The organism is Terrabacter sp. P5_B1 (genome assembly GCF_056400505.1).
In genome coordinates, this window is record NZ_JBFULD010000043.1 from 1 (window position 1) to 17396 (window position 17396).

Consider the following 17396-nt stretch of genomic DNA (forward strand, 5'->3'; position numbering starts at 1 on the left):
GTTAGCGGCCGTCGGGGCCGGATACGGAGGGAAGGGGCCGGGTGGCCTCGGCGAGCAGCTCGAGCACGTGCCGGTAGTCGGCGCCGGTGGCGCGCGACATGCCGATCTCGCAGGTCCGGTTGCACGAGGCGTAGCCGGCGATCTCGCGGCCGGTCAGTTCGGCGGCCTCGGGTGCCGTCGCGGCTGCGGTCAGTTCGGGGTGCAGGAGGCCGCGGTCGCCCGCGAAGCCGCAGCACCCCCAGGCGTCGGGTGTCAGGACGGTCTCGGCCACGGCGCCGGCCAGCCGCGTGAGGTCGGCGTTCAGGCCGAGTCTCGTCGAGGAGCAGGTCGGGTGCAGCGCGAGCGTTGGCAGCTTCCGCAGCACGGTCAGCCGGGGCAGGAGCTCGTGCAGAGTGAACGCGACGGAGTCGATGACGCGCAGCCGGCTGTAGCGACCAGCCTCCGCGGGCGCCGCGTCGGCAAGCAACTGGGCCAGGCCCTCGGTGCAGGAAGACGCGTCGGACAGGATCGGCAGGCGTCCCTCGTCGCTCGCGTGCCACAGGGCGGGCAGCACCTTGCCCAGCATCACCTCGTAGCCCGTGTGCAGTCCTTTGGAGCGCCAAGGCGTCCCGCAGCACAGGTCCGCCGCGTTGGACACCGAACGCACCCGCAGTCCGGCTCGCTCGCAGAGCTCCGTGAAGGCGGCACCGACACCCGGTCCGTCCGCCGCCGGACCGAACATCGAGCCGGTGCAGGAGGCGAAGTACACGGCGTCAGCGTCACCGTCACCGGGGCCGCCGGAGCGAACCGCGCCGCCGCGCGGGAGGTCCTTTGACCATGCGGGAACCCGCTCTTCGCCGATCACGCGCCGGGCCGCTGAGGTTGCCCCGGTAGGTACCCCAACAGGCAGGCGGTGGGCGGCGCTCAGCAGGGTCGCGGCAGCCCTCGTGGTCCCGTTCCAGTGTCGTGCGCCGGCAGCGCCTGCACGTTCCGCGAGGGGGCCATGGCCGTCGTTGCGCAGGCGCTTGACGAGGTCTCCGGTGTTGATGGACACCGGGCACGCGGTCTGGCACATGCCGTCGACGGCGCAGGTCTGGACGGCGTCGTACTCGTAGGCCTGGCGGAGCTCGCGCAGCAGTGCAGCATCACCGTTCACCTGCGCCCGCGCCATCTCCCGACGCAGCACGATCCGCTGCCGTGGAGTGGTCGTCAGGTCACGGCTAGGGCAGACCGGCTCGCAGTATCCGCACTCCACGCATCGGTCGACCTCGGGTTCCACCGTGGGGGTGACCTTCAGGTGACGCACATGGGCCTGCGGGTCGTCGTTGAGGATGACGCCCGGGTTGAGCAGCCCAGCCGGGTCGAACAGTGCCTTGAGCTCGCGCATGACCTGGTACAGCTCGGGACCGTACTGGCGGGCGACGTACGGGGCCATGTTCCTGCCGGTGCCGTGTTCCGCCTTGAGGGACCCGCCAGCAGCCAGGACGAGCTCCACCATGTCCTCGGTGAACCGGCGGTAGCGCTCGAGCCGATCGGGTTGCTCGAAGCGGTCGGTCAGCATGAAGTGGACGTTGCCGTCCTTGGCGTGTCCGAACAGCACCGCGTCGTCGTAGCCGAAGCGGGCGAAGAGCTCAGCCAGGTCGGTACACGTGGCCAGCAGCGCCGGGACCGGCACGACGACGTCTTCCAAGAGTGCGATCGTTCCGGAGGGGCGGGCCCCGGCGATCGCCGCGTACAGGCCTTTGCGGATGTGCCACAGGTCCCCTCGGGTGCCTGTGTCAGTGGTGAATGAGGCTGCCGCGCCGAGGTGCACGTCCTGGAGGGTGTCGGCGTGCTTCGCCACCAGGTCGCCCAGCGCTTCGGGCGTCGGCGCCGTGTACTCCACCAGGAGCGCGGCGCGCATCCCCACCTGCATTGACCGCAGGTGTGCGCCGGCGCGGGGGTCGCGCTGCGCGACGCGAAGCGACGCTGCGTCCAGCAGCTCCACGGTGGCTGGCTCAGTCCCGACGAGGGCGGGCAGGGCGGCGGTGGCCTCGGCCAGGCTGTCGAAGATCAGCAGACCGGTCGAGGCGTGTGCATGGAGGGGGACCGTCTTCAGGGTCGCCTCGGCGATGAAGGCCAGCGTGCCCTCGCTCCCGACGATCAGGTGCTCGAGGATCTTGACCGGGGAGTCGTAGTCGAGGAAGGCGTTGAGCCCGTACCCCATGGTGTTCTTCATCGCGAACTGTTGCCGGATAAGCCGAACCGACTCGGCGTTTGCCCGGAGCCGGTCCCGAAGCCGCGCCAGTCCCTGCTCCAGGGCCGGTTCAAGCGCGGCAAGCTTGCCGTCGGCGTCCGCTGCCGAGGTGTCGATCACCGTGCCGCTGGCCAGCACCAGCACGAGCGACTCGAGGGTCTGGTAGGCGTTCTGCTGGGTGCCGCAGGCCATTCCGCTGGAGTTGTTGGCGATGACGCCACCGAGCGTGCACGCGGCCTCGCTGGCCGGGTCCGGGCCGAGTTTGCGTCCGTGGGGGTCGAGTTGGGCGTTGACGGCGCGGACCGTGGCGCCCGGCTGCACCCGCACCCTTTCGCCGTCCTCGAGGACCTCGATACGGCGGAAGTGGCGGCGTACGTCCGCGAGCAGTCCCTCGGAGACAGCCTGCCCGCTGAGGCTGGTGCCGCCTGACCGGAACGTCAACGGCACGCCGTGCTCGGCGCTGACGCGCAGCAGCCGGGACACGTCGGTGGCAGAGGCCGGAAGCACGACGGCCTGGGGCGTCAGCAGGTAGTGGGAGGCGTCGTGGGCGTAGGCCAGGCGATCGGACGTGCGGCTGCGCACCTGGTCGGCCCCCAGCCCAGCGTCGTTGAGCGCCGCCAGCACCTTGGAGCGGTCTCCGAGCGGGGCAGTCAAGGACTCGGCATCGAGTCGATGCATGGTGATGGCCTCCTTTCACCCAAGCAACATCGAACAAGGTATTTCCATTTACCGGAATACTGTTCTAACCTTCGGAACATGCCGGACTCTACATCGCCTCACGCCGGAGGGGAAGACACCGCCGACAAGCGTCTTGTCGGCTCTGACCGCGTCCTGGCCGTCTTGACCGAGCTCGCGCTTCACGCGGAGGGAGTCGGCCTGGACGACCTGGCGAGGGCGGTCAACAGCCCTAAATCGACCGTGCACCGGGCCCTCAGCTCCCTGCGTCGCGCCGGCTTCGCGGCTCATGACACCCGAGGTCACTACGTGCTCGGGGACGAGTTCCTGCGGCTCGCCTTCGCCCACCACGAGCTGCGGCCTGAGCACGTGCGCGTGCGGCCCGCTCTGACCGCACTTGCCGAACGGTTCGGGGAGACGACCCACTACGCGGTCCTCGCCGGCCGCTCGGTCGTCTACCGGGCGAAGGTGGACCCACCCGTGGGTGCCATGCGTCTCACCTCGACCATCGGCGGCCAGAACCCCGCGCACTGCACCGCGGTGGGCAAGATGCTGCTGACCCACGCCCTCCCCGACGACGACGCCGTCCGGGAATGGGTCGCAGCCGGCCCGTTGCAGGCGCGGACCGAAAGCACCATCGTGGACGCGGATGCCCTGTGCGTGGAGCTAGCCGAGGTGCGGGAGCGGGGCTACGCCGTGGAGAACCAGGAGAACGAGTTGGGGATCAACTGCCTCGCCGTCCCGGTCTGGCTCGCGTCCCCCTCGCAGCCCAGCGGCGCGATCAGCGTCAGCGGGCTGACCTACCGCACCCCCGTCTCCGCGCTCATCGAGGCAGCAGACGAGATCCGCACGATCGTGACCGCAGCAACGACCTGGGACGCGAGCTAAGGCAGACCGTCCCGGCGAATGACCTAGCCACCCCATGCATCGCACCACCAAAGGAGAACCATGAGATTGTTGCGCGTCGGCCCCGAAGGCCAGGAACGCCCGGCTGTGCTTGCTGACGAAAACGCCTTCGTAGACGTCTCCGACCTCGTCGAGGACTTCAACGAGGACTTCTTCGGGCGCGGCGGACCGGCACTGATTGAGCAGGCCGCCGCAGAGCGCGCGCGCGCAGGGCAGGTCACTGCGCTGGACGACCAGAGGATCGGCGCCCCGATCGCCCGACCGCACCAGATCTTGTGCATTGGCTTGAACTACAGCGACCACGCCGCGGAAACCGGTCAGGCCGTCCCCGCCGAGCCAATCGTCTTCAACAAGGCGCCCAACACTCTCATCGGCCCGAACGACGCCGTGCAGCTACCCCGGGGCGCTACCAAGCCGGACTGGGAAGTCGAACTCGGCATCGTCATCGGGCGGCGGAGCAGCTACCTGGCAGACGAGAAAGCGGCCGCGGCCGCGATCGCTGGCTACACCCTCGTCAACGACGTGAGTGAGCGCGCCTTCCAGATGGAGCGAGGCGGCCAGTGGGTCAAGGGCAAGTCAGCTCCGACGTTCAACCCCTGTGGTCCCTACCTGGTCACGCCCGACGAGATCCCCGACGTGCACGCCCTGAACCTGTGGCTCGACCTCAACGGGGTCCGCCGTCAGACCGGCACAACGGCAACGATGCTGTTCAAACCGGCCTTTCTGGTGCACTACCTGAGCCAGTTCATGGTCTTGGAGCCCGGTGACCTCATCAACACGGGTACGCCCCCCGGCGTCGGCATGGGCTACACACCCCCCGTGTGGCTGCAGCCAGGCGACGTCATGGAGTTGGGAATCACCCGACTCGGCAGTCAACGTCAAGAGGTCCTCGCAGCTCGCTGAGCCCTAGCCCAGCGACCGGCTCGCCACCCGAGAGTTACGCACGAGATCCGTAAGAGGTGGCGAGCCCGAGCTCTTTCCGATTCTTCAGCGTCATACCGCCGCGACCTGAGCGGCATCGCCCGAAGGCGTCACAGACCCCAAGCTGTGGCCTCGGGTTCTACGCTGGCTGGGTGCTCGACCTGGACAACATCGATGTTGAGGAGATCGCCACCGCGCTGGCGGACCAGACCGACTACGACCATCGATGGCTGTTCGATCCTCGTGCGGGCGAGGTGGTCTTCTGGACCAGCGACACGGGCATCGACGGTGAGAACCCGGTCGAGCTCGACGAGCTGGACCTCATCCTCATAGAGCCGCTCCCTTCCTACATCTGGTATCAGGACATGGTCGACTTCGCCGACGGCATCAGCGACCGCGCCGCCGGTCGACGCCTGAGCGCGTCGCTGCAAGGCGAAGGGGCGTTCCGGCGCTTCAAGAACGAGCTGTTCGGACACCGCCCCGAGTTGATCTCGGTCTGGCAGGCCCTGGCTGATACGAGGGCCCGGGTCCGGGCCGTCCAGTGGCTGGCGGACGAGGGACTCATCGAAGAAGAAACCGCTCGACGGTTCACCAGCGACAACCCGGAGCCTGCCCTCTCCTGAGAGGGGTGCCGCACGCAAGGGGCGTCACGAAGACCTGATTCCACACGGCCATGGCGCGTCACACCGCCGCCTGTCGACCACGTCGGCCTCGCGCGCCCTCGAAGCATCTCGCACAGCAGTCACTGTCGGCGTGTGTGCGTGGGGTCCACGAGTTGCGATCTAGCCGACGTGCGACTCGACTGCGCGGAGCAGCAAGACCATCTCGGGATCGACATCGCCCACACGAAGCGCTCGCACCAACGATGAGCTCGACAGCGTCTTGAAACCACTCGATTGTAGGCGCGAGTTCAGAGCAGAAATGACTTGTTTCGGAGGGCACATGCGCAAACGGAATGCTTCGTCGGCCCACGTGCCGTCGAAAGTCTGTTTGAAGTCCGTGGTAACCGACACTGCATGGCGTGATGCGCTCACCTGCTCACGCAAGCGCTCATCGAGCATTCGGCCAAACACCTCATTCTCCATACTCGCCGTGACCTCGTTAAGCATGGCTCCGATATCCTCAACCGTAGCCCCAGACACTCGCGAAATCACCGGCGCGCTGATGAGGTAGCTCTCGAGTTCCTTTCTGCGCCAGACATGAGCATGCATGCCGGCCGCTTTAAACTGCTGCTCGACCTTTTCGACTGTCGAGTCGGATCGATAGTCGCGGTCCAAGACGACGGAAATCTTCAACGCCTCTGGCAGTAACTCACGGCATAGCCACGCGAACGGTTCGACCTGCGTCCACCTGCTGTAGCCCTGCAACGGGATGACCGTCACACCGTCTTCCCGCGCCAGTTGCTTACAGCCAACCAAGTTCGAGATCCGACGGAGGACGGACATGTCCTTTCCCTCTACGAAGAAAGCGACGCGCGAACGAAGCGCCTTCGCCAAGCGAAGGTTGAAGGCTGTTCCCAGTGTGCCGGACAGCACCTCCAGGTCTCCATCCGTACGTGCTCGGCGCGCGCGTCGGCGGCTCTTGTCGACCAAGGTCACGAGGCGACTGTCTGCCTCCGCCACCATCTCGGACGAATGGGTGGCTACCACAAGCTGTTTGCCGGTCGATTCCAACAACTGCACCAACCGTCGTTGAAGGTCGGGGTGCAGGTAAACCTCCGGCTCGTCCAAGACGATGGTTGCACACGCGCCTACCCGGTATATATGAAAGAGCAGCTGCAGCCAAATCTGCACCCCGTCGCCGGCCCACACCAGTTCCTTCGGAACTCTGCTGCCACTCTCGAAGAAATAGGCTTCAAGAATCTGCCCTTCCTGGCTCAAATGCTGCCCGAGCCGATCAAAGGCGATCTCGGTAAGCCAAGGAGATGCCCACTCCAAAAAATTGTCGAGCTCACCATTCGATTGCAGAAGACGCAGATGATTGCGGAAGTGTCTACTGCTCAGCCGCGTGGCAACACTTGAGTTGACATATTTTTCCGTGAGAAGTGCTTCGGAGTGCTCAACGGGGCTAAGAAGCGGAATAACGCCCAAGGGCGGAAAAGCTGCCCGCGCCTCCGCTGCAGTCCGAACCTGCATTCCTGGTATGCGCTCGAGGTAGAAAAAGGGGTCTTCCTCAACGGCCTCATCCGGCCAGACGCACGTCAATATAGCGCCCGAAGCCCAAGTCAATCGTAGGGATGCCTCAGAGCCTCCGAACTCATGTCGCAGACTGTCGCGAAGGGCAGGGAAATCGTTCAGCGACAGGGGGTGCGCAACGACCGTCCGATTGTCATGCTGGCATCTCAAGGTAGGCGATCGACGATACGCCTGTCGCAACAGCACATCAGCCGTTCGGATGGCCGTGAGCAAGGTCGACTTTCCGGCGTTGTTTGGCCCTACCAGGTAAGCGCCTTCACCGAAAGTTACCGTGAAGTCCTCGAAGGCGCGAAAGTTTCGAAGTTGCAGTTCCTTGAGCAAGTGTGTCCCCCATCACGCGTGAGGCGCCATCATGCCATCCGCGGGGACAGCAACGGCGGACGGTGGGCGGCATGGCGCGCTACGGCCACCGCAGCGCGTGTGAGGTCTTCGAGGCCACCGTGTACGCGCGGCCGCCGAAGGTCCACCCCGATGGTCCGCGCCCAAGGACTGGACCGGCCCGACCTGATCCGGTTCCTGCAGGTCGCTCATCCCATCACCGTCCGCGGCCTGTCGGGATGGCGAACTGCCCACCACGTCGCCACGGCGCCGTTCAATTGAACACATCGATGATGTGTCCAGACGCTCGAGTTTGAGGCCGTGACCGGCTGGCTGCGGGTCGCACCTCTCTGCAGCCGTCTGCGTCCTATCGCTGAAACCAGGGGCTTGTGGGCACCCCTTCCACACGTCCGCGCACTCGCGTCACGAACTTGGCGCTACTCCAATAGGGCTTCGTCCTTACGAGTCACGCTGAGCGTCCTCATGGCGCCATCTTGTCCGAACCGTAAGAAGCCCTGATCGGTCAAAGAGCCGAGGTGCCAGCGCAGTGTCGCCCTAGGGATTCCTGTCGACTCAATGAGGTCTGCCATCGTAGGTGCGTAGCCGTGCTCGTGAACGTATTCGCGGAGCAGTTGCAGGAGGCTCAGGCGGCGCAGGCGACCCTCTTCGGTCTTGGGACGAGGCATTGGCGATGTTCCTCTGTCTACTCGATGTGGCTACTTGGGCGATGGCTCGCTATATCGTCCCTGACTTGGGCCACCAAGGAGTGGAATTTGCGCAGAAGGGGTCATCTCGCCGCTTGGGCGGACGGAGACCCACAGAAGCAGAGATGCCTTGACGTGAGGCAGACTGCACCAGTGCTAAGCAGGGAAATGTGTGCGGCATCTGTGGCCGCCGCAAACATCCCGTAATGGACGAGGGATGGGTATCGCCGCACATCAGCAAGCGGACGGGCAAGGCTTGCTCAGGCGGCGGGCGGCCCAAACACGAAGCACATCCCGCACTCCCGCCGTCCGCGAAAGCCGAAGGCCAAGATCGACGACGAGCACAACACCAGCGTCCGTACTGTGGGCGGTGGACTTCCCGGGCTGGGTCGACGCCGATAGTCAAGGCGGCACTCGAAGTCGCATTCGCCGTGCGCAAGTCCCAGTTTTGGTGAGTCCATCCCTGGGCCTCGCGTCGTTCCGCCGCTTCGGCGCCAAGTGCAAGGACTGCTAGCTGCCTGGGCCGTGCACCTTCTTGCCTACGAAAGCTACGCCGACAACGCCAAGAACCGTGCCGGCGTAGGGCGCTGCGTCCTTGGCACCCTGGATCGTCTGAGCGCCGACCTCCAACGCTGGCCCAAGCTGCCGCGCGTCCCATGTCCGAAGATCGGCTTGAATCCCCAGCGCCTCTAGGCAGGCGTGGATCCGGGCCGCGAGATCGTTTCCAGACTCGACAACTGAAAGGGACTTGGCCCGCGTCCAGACCAGTTGCCGGTTGGCCCTGTCTACGGCCGCGTCCATGCGGGCTAGCAGGTCCTGCGAGGAGCGGAAAACGTTGTCTATTCGGTCTTTTCGGTCAGCTTCGAGACCCCGACGACGCGCGTTCAATGCGTCTGGCGACTCGTCAAGGGCTCGGTCGAGCGCGAGTACGTCGAACGCCTCTTGCAGTTGAAAGCATTCCGCCAGGACCGCGAGCCATTTCTGCACCTCAGGCTTCGCGGCTTCGGCGGTCTGGGCGAGCCCACCGATCCGATTCTGAGTCTCCAATTTCTCCGCGACTGCTTCTAACTGACGCAGGGCGTATCCCTGCACGTCGGCCAGTTTCCCGGAGGCGTTTTGCACCTCAGACCACGAGTCGACCGTGACCCGCCCCTCCTCCTCCCGCATGGTCAGAGCACGCCGGATCTGAAGCCGCGCCCCGTCCATGTCCTTCAACACGGTGGCGTCGACCTTGACGAGGAGGTCGTCGACCTTCTCGTCGATCTTGGCTAAATAGGCGGTGATCTCGGCCATGGTCTGTTGGCTGGCTGCTTGCGCCATGAGCCCGGCGACGCCCGAAAGGACCGCCGGGTTGCTAAGCAGGGTGCCCGGACCGGCCTCGGCTTGCAGCCACGACTTGACTGATCCTGGATTCCCCACCATCAGATGGCTCTCGCCGGGCACCTTCGACTTCATAAGTCCGTGCTCTCCGACAAGCTTGGCGGACTCCTCGGTGAGTTTTATCCAGCGGCCCGAGCTGGTGGCGATCTCGGAGGCCGCCTCGACGATGTCGGACCCTAGGCGCAGCAGCGGCCTAAGCCGCGCTAGTTCGAGGTCCCTCGAGGCCGTCCATTGTCCCGCTGAGCGAAGGAACTTCTCGACTGCCTTCTCCTCGCCAATGACCGCGAGGCCACTGCCATCGTGGATCAGCTCGATCGCGTCATTCATCGTTGCTTGCCAAGGCTCTCCGGTCGGGGATCGTGGATGACCACCGTAGTGGGCTGGTCTGACGATCGAGGCGAAACTTCGTGTGACTCGCGGCCCAGCGACTCATGACTTGGCTCCGGAGATCCTGGCCGCGACGACCACGTTTGCGCCTTGGCTATGCCCACGAGCGATGGCCCATCGGCTTTGTCGCGACCGGCCGTGATCCGCCGACAGCCCGATCGATTGGCGTGGGGCCGCGCACTCTTCGCCAAGACCGCCGCAGCGCAGAAGCTACTGCTCGAGACCGCGGTCCTCGCGAGCGAGAAAACGACAGCGTCACTTCGGCGCGTGAGGATGCGGCGCCTCTATCTGGTCAGTTGCGGGACTCACCGCAGATCGCGGGGCGCATGAACGTGGCGCAGCGCCGTACAGATGAGCTGCTCGGCGGAGAGGCACGGACCAGTCTCTGCGGGAATCCCGACGGGAGGCCGCCTGCCCTCGCGGGGGCAGGCGACCTTCGTTGCGGGCCTCAGCGAGAGGCGTTGTATGCGTCCTGCACGTCTTGGCTGACCCGCCCACGGTCAGAGACCGTGAATCCGTTGGCGCGTGCCCAGTCGCGCATAGCTTGGAGCTGGTCCTTGTTTATTTTTTCGGCCGGCGGCTTGGTCGAAGACCGGCGGCCGCTGCCGATCCGGCGAGCTCTGCTGGTGAAGGGTTCGAGCGCTTTGATCAGCTTCTCCTCGTTCTTCTTGGAGAGGTCGATCTCGTACTGAGTGCCTTGGTAGCTGAACTGAATCGTGGAATCGGCGGGGCCACCGTCGATGTCATCATCCAGAATGCTCTGAATTCGCTGTGCCATGACGTGGGTTCTCCAACTGTTTGATGAATCCCTGCGGCAGCAGCAAATCACAAACAATGCGCGGTTCGCCACTTCGGCGTGAGAGGGAGGCGAGGAATGGCCCCGATGACGCTTTCCACACCCCTTCCGCTGGCCGTGGTGAGCCAACATTCGCCCTCTTGGCCGACCGTGACCTCGGCCGGGCGCAGCCTGCAACTGATGGTGACCCACGTCCGCGGTTCGCGCTCAGACCGCACAAGGAGCGCGCAACATGGAGCGACTGTTGACCGTCGAGGACGCTGCCAGAGTTCTCGGAACCACCGCGAGGTTTCCGCGACGCCTCATCGCTGAGAGACGAATTCGGTTTGTTCGTGTCGGAAGGCACGTCCGAATCCCCGAGACCGAGCTCCAGGAGTTCATCAACGAGGGCACGGTGGAGCGGCTGCGCCTCTATCCGGCCGGTTCGGGCTGATGACGCGCCGCCGGTTCGGGTACATCCGCAAGCTTCCGTCCGGTCGCTTCCACGCCAGCTACAAGACCCCAGACGGTTACCGGCACAACGCGCCCGAGACGTACCGGACCGAGGCAGACGCTCGACGCTTCCTCGACCGGATCCAGCTGGACGTCGAGCGCGGACATTGGCAGCCCGACGCGCGACTGGGGCAGCGCACCCTCCGCGAGTGCTGCGACGCCTACCTCGAGGAGAACCCTCGGGTCGGCGAGCGGTGGGCGGAGACTTGCCGTCGCAACATGCGGCTCCATCTCGACGACCTGCTGGACCGGCCGATCGCAAGCATCAACCCTCCGATGGTCCGCGGCTGGCACGCAAAGGCCCTCCGGGGATCGGGTGGTCGCACATCGATCAGCCAGTCCTACAGGCTCATCCGTGCTGTCCTCAACGTGGCCGTTCAGGACGGCGCGATCGTCAGAAATCCGTGCCAGATCCCCGGCGCCGGCGCCCAGCGGTCCGCCGAACGCCCCATCGCCACCCCGGTCGAGGTCGCCCAGCTGATCGAGGCCACCACCCCTCGATTCCGGGCCGCTGTGGCCCTCGCCGCATGGTGCGGCTTGCGCCGGGGTGAGATCTGCGCGCTCCGGACACGTGATGTCGACCTGGAGCACGGTCGGGTCACTGTCCGCCGCAACTACGTCGAACTGCTCGAAGCACCAAGGAAGTTCGAGAAGGATCCCAAGAGCGAGGCCGGCAAACGCACGGTCACGATCCCCCCGCACATCGTTCCCTTGCTTAAGGGCCACGCGCGCGACCACTCTGGTCCGACCTACTTCCTCGCGGACCGCCACGGGCAGCAAGTGCGGGGAAACACGATCTATCAGGCATTCGCCCGCGCGCGGGAGCAGGTGGGCCTCACCATCGCCTTCCACGATCTGCGTCACACCGGGCAGTCCCTTGCGGCTGCCACGGGCGCGAGCCTCGTGGACCTCAAGAAGCGCTTGGGTCATTCCTCGACCGCGGCGGCTCAGCGCTACATGCACGCCGTCGAGGGCAGGGACGCGCAGATCGCCGATGCCCTGTCGAAGTTGGCCGCGAGCGGCGATGCAAGCAAGCTGCCGAAGTCGTTCTGACCCCATCGATCGCACGCCAGATCGCACAGCCGGCCAGAGACAGGGCCTGACCTGCACGAAYGCGTCTGCCTGAAAATCGGAAGGTCGGCGGTTCGACCCCGCCCCTGGCCACCACCCGAAATCGTAGGTCAGAACCCTCTGACCTGCGGTTTCGTCGTTCCTCGGGTCTTTGCGCACGTCGCTCAGCGCCTCAGTCGAGCGCCCGTCATTGACCGCGACACGCCGAGGATCCCCGCGGGCTATCGCACGACGCCTCGACGTCGAGACGGTTGCGCGCGGACCATGCGGGAGCACCTGGCGTCCGCGTGTCGTCAGCGATAGCGCGACCGCGCGACTCACCCGACCGTTCGCCCCCTGAAAGCCTCGTGCGGGCGCATGGTCTCGTACGTCAGCCACCCTGCCGTGTCTAGTCTGGGGACGTGCTCGACCCCACCGAGATCGATGACCGGATCGACCGCGCGAGCGCGCGACCGTTCGGGCGACGGTTCCGCCTGCGCGGGCGCGAGCGGGCCACGGCTGAGCTGCACGGTCCGCAGACGATGCGGGCTCACGCCGCAGAGATCATCGCGGAGCGACTGGCGCCGGCCGAGCCGCGCAACGACGGCCGGCAGACCCCGTACCGCAACCACCCGGTCTTCGTGGCCCAGCACGCCACCGCGACCTGCTGCCGCAGCTGCTTGGAGACGTGGCACGGCATCGCGAAGGGGCATCCGCTCGACCGCGGCGAACGGGCCTACGTGGTCGAGGTGATCGGACGCTGGATCGACCGTGAGATGGCGACCTCAATCGAAGGTCGGGACCCCGGGAGCTCAACACCTTCACCAAGGTCGGCGGCACCGCCGTGAACTACCTGGCCGCTGCCGACGCCGCCACCGGTGCGGTGGATCGTGCGTTTCCCGGGGCCGACGCCGCTGTCAACGTCGTCAAGGCCGTCGGAGGAAACGTCTGGATCGGCGGGGACTTCGCCCACATCGGCACGGCAACCCGCAGCAGAGTAGCCGCGGTCACGGCCTCCGGAAGCGTCCTGAGCTACAACACCAGTGTGGGCGGCCCGGTCGACGACCTGGAGGTGGACAGCGCGGGGGTGTTCCTGGCCGTGGGGGGCGGGGTGTCGACGGGGAACTCCCTGTACAAGACGACCTCAGCCGGCGTGAAGGTCTGGCAGGTCCTCACGGACGGCGACGTGCAGGCTGTCGAGGTCGTGGGCGGCACGGTTTACGCAGGAGGGCACTTCGGGTTCCTCTGCGGGTCCACGACGTCAGGATGTGGGAACACCACGTCGGCGAAGAAGACCTTCGTCGCCGACGCCAGCGGAACCACGCCCAACGCCCGAGCCTGGGCGCAGTTCAACTCGGCGCTCGGAGTGTGGGACCTCACGACAGCCGGGACCAACCTCTACGCCTTGGGCGTGTTCACCACGGTCAATGGCAAGTCGGCGCCGCGCATCGCTCGCTTCCAGGGTTGACCCTCGAAGGGGCGTGCAGGCATCCGCGCCGAGCGAGACCAGCACGGGAGCAGAGAGCAACCGCCGCTTCGGGCTGCTCCAATCTGCCGCGACATGCCTGAGCCGTCTGAGTTTCTCGCGACCTCGCATCACTGCCCGTCACCGCCGGCTGGCGGCCACCGCTGAAATCACCGCTGAAGCTGTCAACGGCGGCTGAAAATGGACCCCTTCGCGACGGGTGAAAACGGACCCCTCTCGTTGGGTTGGTCATGGTCCGTCCTCGGCTCCGGCGGGGGTGGGGACGCGGCCGAGGTCGCGGTTCTTGAGCCGGTAGGAGTCGCCTTTGAGGTTGACGACGTCGGCGTGGTGGACGAGCCGGTCGATCATCGCAGCGGCCACGACGTCGTCGCCGAACACCTCGCCCCACCGGCCGAAAGGCTTGTTGCTGGTGACGATGAGCGAGGCCCGTTCGTAGCGGGAGGACACGAGCTGGAAGAACAGGTTCGCGGCCTCGGGCTCGAACGGGATGTAGCCGACCTCGTCGATGACCAGCAGCGGGTACCGCCCGAGGCGTCGCAGCTCGTCCTGCAGGCGACCGTCGTGGTGGGCGCCGGCGAGGCGGTCGACCCACTCGGAGGCGGTGGCGAACAGGACCCGGTGCCCGGCCTGGCACGCGCGGATCGCGATCCCGGTCGCGAGGTGCGTCTTGCCGGTGCCGGGCGGGCCGAGGAACACGACGTTGTCCTTCGCTGCGACGAAGTCCAAGGTGCCCAGGTGAGCGATGACCTCCCGGGACAGACCGCGGGCGTGGTCGAAGTCGAACTCCTCGAGCGACTTCCGGGCGGGGAACCGGGCAGCGCGGATCCGTCCTTCACCGCCGTGCGCGTCCCGGGCGGCGACCTCACGTTGCAAGCAGGCGGCGAGGAACTCCTCGAAGGTCCACGCCTCAGCACGGGCTCGTTCGGCCAGCCGCGGGACGGCCTCGCGTAGCGATGGCGCCTTCAACGCGCGGGTCAGGAACGCCAGCTCGGCTCCCACGTCCCGGGTCGTCACGGAGGACTTGCCCGGCATCACGCCACCTGCCCTTCAGTGATCTCGTCGGTGATCTCGTCGGTGATGCCGAAGGCGGTGTCGTACACGGACAGGTCCCGCTCTTCGAGCGGTTGGATGTCGTTGTCGGCCGGCCTCGTGGGTCGGTGGGCGGCGGTGTGGGCCAGCGCCAAGGCGGCGGCGTGGTGGGCCGGGTCGGTGATGCTCTGGTGTTTGGCCCAGCACCGTTCATGGGTGGCGACCGGCCGCCCGGCCAGGGTGACGGTCACGGTGTCCAGGTCGGCGAAGACCTGCACCGTGCGACCGACCGCGACCGGGTCGACCGAGTAGTCGTTGCCGGCGAGGCGCACGTAGTGGTCCCGCCCGAGGCGGACCTGGTGGCGCCAGCCCAGCACCGGGGCCACCGGGGGCAGCGGCAGCATCGCGGCCCGGTCGGCGTCCCACCGTGTCGTCGGAGCGCACCCGATCCGGCGCACGATCCGGGTGTTCGCCACCGGCAGCCACGCCTGCAGCTGAGCGTTGAAGTCACGCGGGCCGGTGAACGTGCGCCCGGGCAGGAACGAGGTTTCCAGGTACTGGTTGGCCCGCTCGACGATGCCCTTGGCCTCCGGGTCCCGCGGGCGGCACTGGTGCACACCGCAGCCCAGGATCCCGCGGAAGGCCTCGAAGTCCTCGGTCAGCCGCGGCGTGCCGGCCCGCCAGGACCCGACCGCCGACTCGTTGTCCCACACCAGCTGCCGTGGCACCGCGTGCAGGTGCTCGCTCAACAACAGCCAGTGCCCCGCGATCAGGTCCGGCGCCGCCCGGGAGGCGATCATCACCGCGAACAGCATCCGCGAGTGCCCCGCAGCCATCACCAGCACCGGCGGCCGCGCCACTTGCCCGAACCCGAGTGGGATGTCGACCGGCGGGAACCACAAATCACACTGCACCCGGTCCCCAGCGACATACGCGGTGCGGGAGGCTGGGTCCGGCGGCAGGAACAACGGCCGCAGCTGACGCACCCGGTCCTTGAGCACCGTCAACGACCGCTGCCAGCCGATCCGCTGCGCGATCACCGTGGCCGGCATCGTGGGACACGAGCGCAACAGCTCGATGATCGCCGGCTCGACCGCATCCACGCACGAACCCTTCCCCGGCCGCTCGTACCGGGGCGGGCTGTCCTTGGCCAACGCCCGCCGCACCGCGTTCCGCGAGATCCGCAACCGACGAGCGATCGCCTTGATCGGCATCTGCTCGGCCCGGTGCAACCGACGAATCTCTGCCCAGTCCTCCACGCTGATCACCCTCCACAGGCTCACGGAGAGGGGTCCGTTTTCACCCGTCGATCAGGGGTCAGTTTTCACCCGACGCTGACAGCCTCGACGTCTTCGCGCTCCAAGGTGCCAAACGCACCCTGACCGCCACATGGCAGCAAGCCCTCATCTGCGTCCCGACCCGACACCCTAACCGCCAAACGTCCGGATCTGCCTCAATGCGCTAGTGCCGACTCGTCGATGATGCCCTGTCACGTCGTCGTCGAACGAGGACGATCGTCGCTAGCACGCCTGCGCCTGCTGCAATCTCGAGGATCGACAGCAGTGGGCTTTGCACGTCGGGCGACGCGCTCAAAAGGCTTCTGAGAAGTTGCCAGATCCCATGAAGGGTGAGGGCGATAAGGCCACCAAACCCGAGAGTGCGGGAAGAGCTCATGCGAGGCCTCTCATACGGCAGTGCTGACTCACCATGGTCAGGTCCTGCGAAGCCCGGCGAGGGGGCATTGGTTTTCTCCACGTCCACGCGGCCGTGGTGCCCGACCCTCACTGTGGACGCACTCTTCTGCCGCGTTGAGGGCGGCTACGCTCGCCCGGTCATGCCGCGTTGAGGGCGGCTACGCTCGCCCGGTCATGCCGCCGATCGGTCGTCCCGCGTCAACCTCTCCTTCGATCCGTGATGTGCAACGATCCCGACGTGAATGACGACAGCCCGTTCGGAGGCCGGGGGCCAGCAGCGGTCGCGAATGCCGACCAGCCAGCTTGGGACACGACCGTCGGACCCGACGGGATCGGCTATCTGATCGAGGCTCTGCCCTCTGGGGTCATCGGTTGGCAATACGACCAGGCACTGAACTCCGACTACGGCCTGCCCGTGGCACTGGCAGGCGCTCTGTGGAACTTAGGCGGACGAATCGTATTCGGCTTCGGCTGGCAGTTGAGGGTCTCTCGACCCGGCACGAGATGGCCATACAGGCGGAAGGTTGTTGCCAGACGACGCCTGCGCAGCAAGGTTGACGCGATCAAGGAACTGCCTGTTGTCGTCGAGTCGGTACACGAGCGTGGGCCCGGAGGCCTTCGAACTTCGGGCTGACGGTTTGGCCACTCCGCGCCTCGCCCCGATTACCGGATATGCCGCTGGGCGAGCGATCGTGCCGATGGCGGAGGACCAGGCGTCACCGAGCCTGCCCAACTGGACGTCATGACACACTGCCGATCCTTGACTCTGGAAAGGTGCCCATGACCGACGTGCCAGTTGCTCGACCAAAGATCGTCTGTCTCTGCGGTTCCCTACGTTTCGGCCGGGAGTTCACGGAAGAGCGCACGCGCTTGACGCTCGACCTGGCGATTGTTCTTGCAGTTGAGTCCATAGCGTTGGTGTACGACGACACCGGTGAGCGTGTCCCTGCACATGCAGATGCGGTCACCGCGTGATCCTTCGAGTGAACCTCTCACAGCACCCTCGAATGGAGCATCGCGATGACCGCGAACACCAGTATCGACCCTTCCCTCTTTCTGCACGAGCAGCTGGCCCAGGCCAGCCCCGATCTGATGCGCGAGCTGCTCGGCACGTTCATCAACGCGCTGCTGTCCGCGCAGGCTGACAG

Annotated in this window: 16 protein-coding genes and 1 pseudogene; 10 read left to right on the forward strand and 7 right to left on the reverse strand. The window is 66.3% G+C overall.

The genetic code is table 11. From position 1 onward, the window contains the following. Position 1: 1 nt before the first annotated feature. The gene (locus tag AC1DP0_RS05285; RefSeq protein WP_478082816.1) at positions 2-2893 is read right to left on the reverse strand and encodes an FAD-binding and (Fe-S)-binding domain-containing protein; all 2892 of its coding nucleotides are present in this window, start codon (positions 2891-2893) and stop codon (positions 2-4) included. Positions 2894-2971: 78 nt separating this feature from the next. Between AC1DP0_RS05285 and AC1DP0_RS05290 the strand changes: the two genes are divergently transcribed. From AC1DP0_RS05290 to AC1DP0_RS05300, 3 genes are all read left to right on the forward strand, one after another. Next, complete coding sequence (locus AC1DP0_RS05290) at positions 2972-3778, forward strand: IclR family transcriptional regulator (RefSeq protein WP_478082817.1); 807 nt, start codon at positions 2972-2974, stop codon at positions 3776-3778. A gap of 60 nt (positions 3779-3838) precedes the next feature. After that, positions 3839-4699 (forward strand): fumarylacetoacetate hydrolase family protein, encoded by an 861-nt coding sequence (locus AC1DP0_RS05295; RefSeq protein WP_478082818.1) that lies wholly within the window; start codon positions 3839-3841, stop codon positions 4697-4699. Between the two features lie 170 nt (positions 4700-4869). Further along, on the forward strand, positions 4870-5340 hold the full coding sequence (locus tag AC1DP0_RS05300) for a UPF0158 family protein (RefSeq protein ID WP_478082819.1): 471 nt from the start codon (positions 4870-4872) through the stop codon (positions 5338-5340). 159 nt (positions 5341-5499) lie between these two features. Here AC1DP0_RS05300 and AC1DP0_RS05305 read toward each other — a convergent pair whose 3' ends face one another. From AC1DP0_RS05305 to AC1DP0_RS05320, 4 genes are all read right to left on the reverse strand, one after another. Then, on the reverse strand, positions 5500-7233 hold the full coding sequence (locus AC1DP0_RS05305) for an ATP-dependent nuclease (protein WP_478082820.1): 1734 nt from the start codon (positions 7231-7233) through the stop codon (positions 5500-5502). A 434-nt stretch (positions 7234-7667) separates the two neighbouring features. Further along, complete coding sequence (locus tag AC1DP0_RS05310; RefSeq protein ID WP_478082821.1) at positions 7668-7916, reverse strand: LexA family protein; 249 nt, start codon at positions 7914-7916, stop codon at positions 7668-7670. Between the two features lie 528 nt (positions 7917-8444). Continuing rightward, positions 8445-9641, reverse strand: a complete 1197-nt coding sequence (locus AC1DP0_RS05315; protein ID WP_478082822.1) for a hypothetical protein — start codon at positions 9639-9641, stop codon at positions 8445-8447. Between the two features lie 508 nt (positions 9642-10149). Further along, positions 10150-10479 carry a histone-like nucleoid-structuring protein Lsr2 gene (locus AC1DP0_RS05320; RefSeq protein ID WP_478082823.1) on the reverse strand — a complete coding sequence of 110 codons (330 nt, stop codon included), beginning with the start codon at positions 10477-10479 and terminating at the stop codon, positions 10150-10152. A gap of 250 nt (positions 10480-10729) precedes the next feature. Between AC1DP0_RS05320 and AC1DP0_RS05325 the strand changes: the two genes are divergently transcribed. The 4 genes from AC1DP0_RS05325 to AC1DP0_RS05340 all read left to right on the forward strand — a co-directional run bounded on the left by AC1DP0_RS05325 (position 10730) and on the right by AC1DP0_RS05340 (position 13507). Next, positions 10730-10930, forward strand: coding sequence for an excisionase family DNA-binding protein (locus AC1DP0_RS05325; protein ID WP_026863072.1), 201 nt, complete (start codon positions 10730-10732; stop codon positions 10928-10930). Beyond that, positions 10930-12042 carry a site-specific integrase gene (locus AC1DP0_RS05330; protein WP_478082824.1) on the forward strand — a complete coding sequence of 371 codons (1113 nt, stop codon included), beginning with the start codon at positions 10930-10932 and terminating at the stop codon, positions 12040-12042. Before AC1DP0_RS05325 ends, AC1DP0_RS05330 begins: the two co-directional genes overlap by 1 nt. Positions 12043-12461: 419 nt before the next feature. Next, positions 12462-12887, forward strand: coding sequence for a DUF4186 family protein (locus AC1DP0_RS05335; protein WP_478082825.1), 426 nt, complete (start codon positions 12462-12464; stop codon positions 12885-12887). After that, on the forward strand, positions 12884-13507 hold the full coding sequence (locus AC1DP0_RS05340) for a hypothetical protein (RefSeq protein WP_478082826.1): 624 nt from the start codon (positions 12884-12886) through the stop codon (positions 13505-13507). The genes AC1DP0_RS05335 and AC1DP0_RS05340 overlap by 4 nt, the downstream gene beginning before the upstream one ends. Before the next feature lie 246 nt (positions 13508-13753). On the opposite strand, the gene istB is transcribed toward AC1DP0_RS05340, so the two are convergent. Both istB and istA read right to left on the reverse strand, forming a co-directional pair. Continuing rightward, positions 13754-14557 (reverse strand): IS21-like element helper ATPase IstB, encoded by an 804-nt coding sequence (istB, locus tag AC1DP0_RS05345; protein ID WP_478082827.1) that lies wholly within the window; start codon positions 14555-14557, stop codon positions 13754-13756. Further along, positions 14557-15822: an IS21 family transposase gene (gene istA / locus AC1DP0_RS05350; RefSeq protein WP_478082828.1), complete on the reverse strand. Its 1266-nt coding sequence runs from the start codon at positions 15820-15822 to the stop codon at positions 14557-14559. The genes istB and istA overlap by 1 nt, the downstream gene beginning before the upstream one ends. Positions 15823-16486: 664 nt before the next feature. Between istA and AC1DP0_RS05355 the strand changes: the two genes are divergently transcribed. The 3 genes and pseudogenes from AC1DP0_RS05355 to AC1DP0_RS05365 all read left to right on the forward strand — a co-directional run. Continuing rightward, entirely contained in the window at positions 16487-16882 is a 396-nt protein-coding gene (locus AC1DP0_RS05355; RefSeq protein WP_478082829.1) for a hypothetical protein, read from the forward strand. Between the two features lie 146 nt (positions 16883-17028). Continuing rightward, the gene (locus AC1DP0_RS05360; protein ID WP_478082830.1) at positions 17029-17223 is read left to right on the forward strand and encodes a hypothetical protein; all 195 of its coding nucleotides are present in this window, start codon (positions 17029-17031) and stop codon (positions 17221-17223) included. A 45-nt stretch (positions 17224-17268) separates the two neighbouring features. Then, positions 17269-17396 (forward strand): annotated as a pseudogene (locus AC1DP0_RS05365) (IS256 family transposase); the annotation flags it as partial.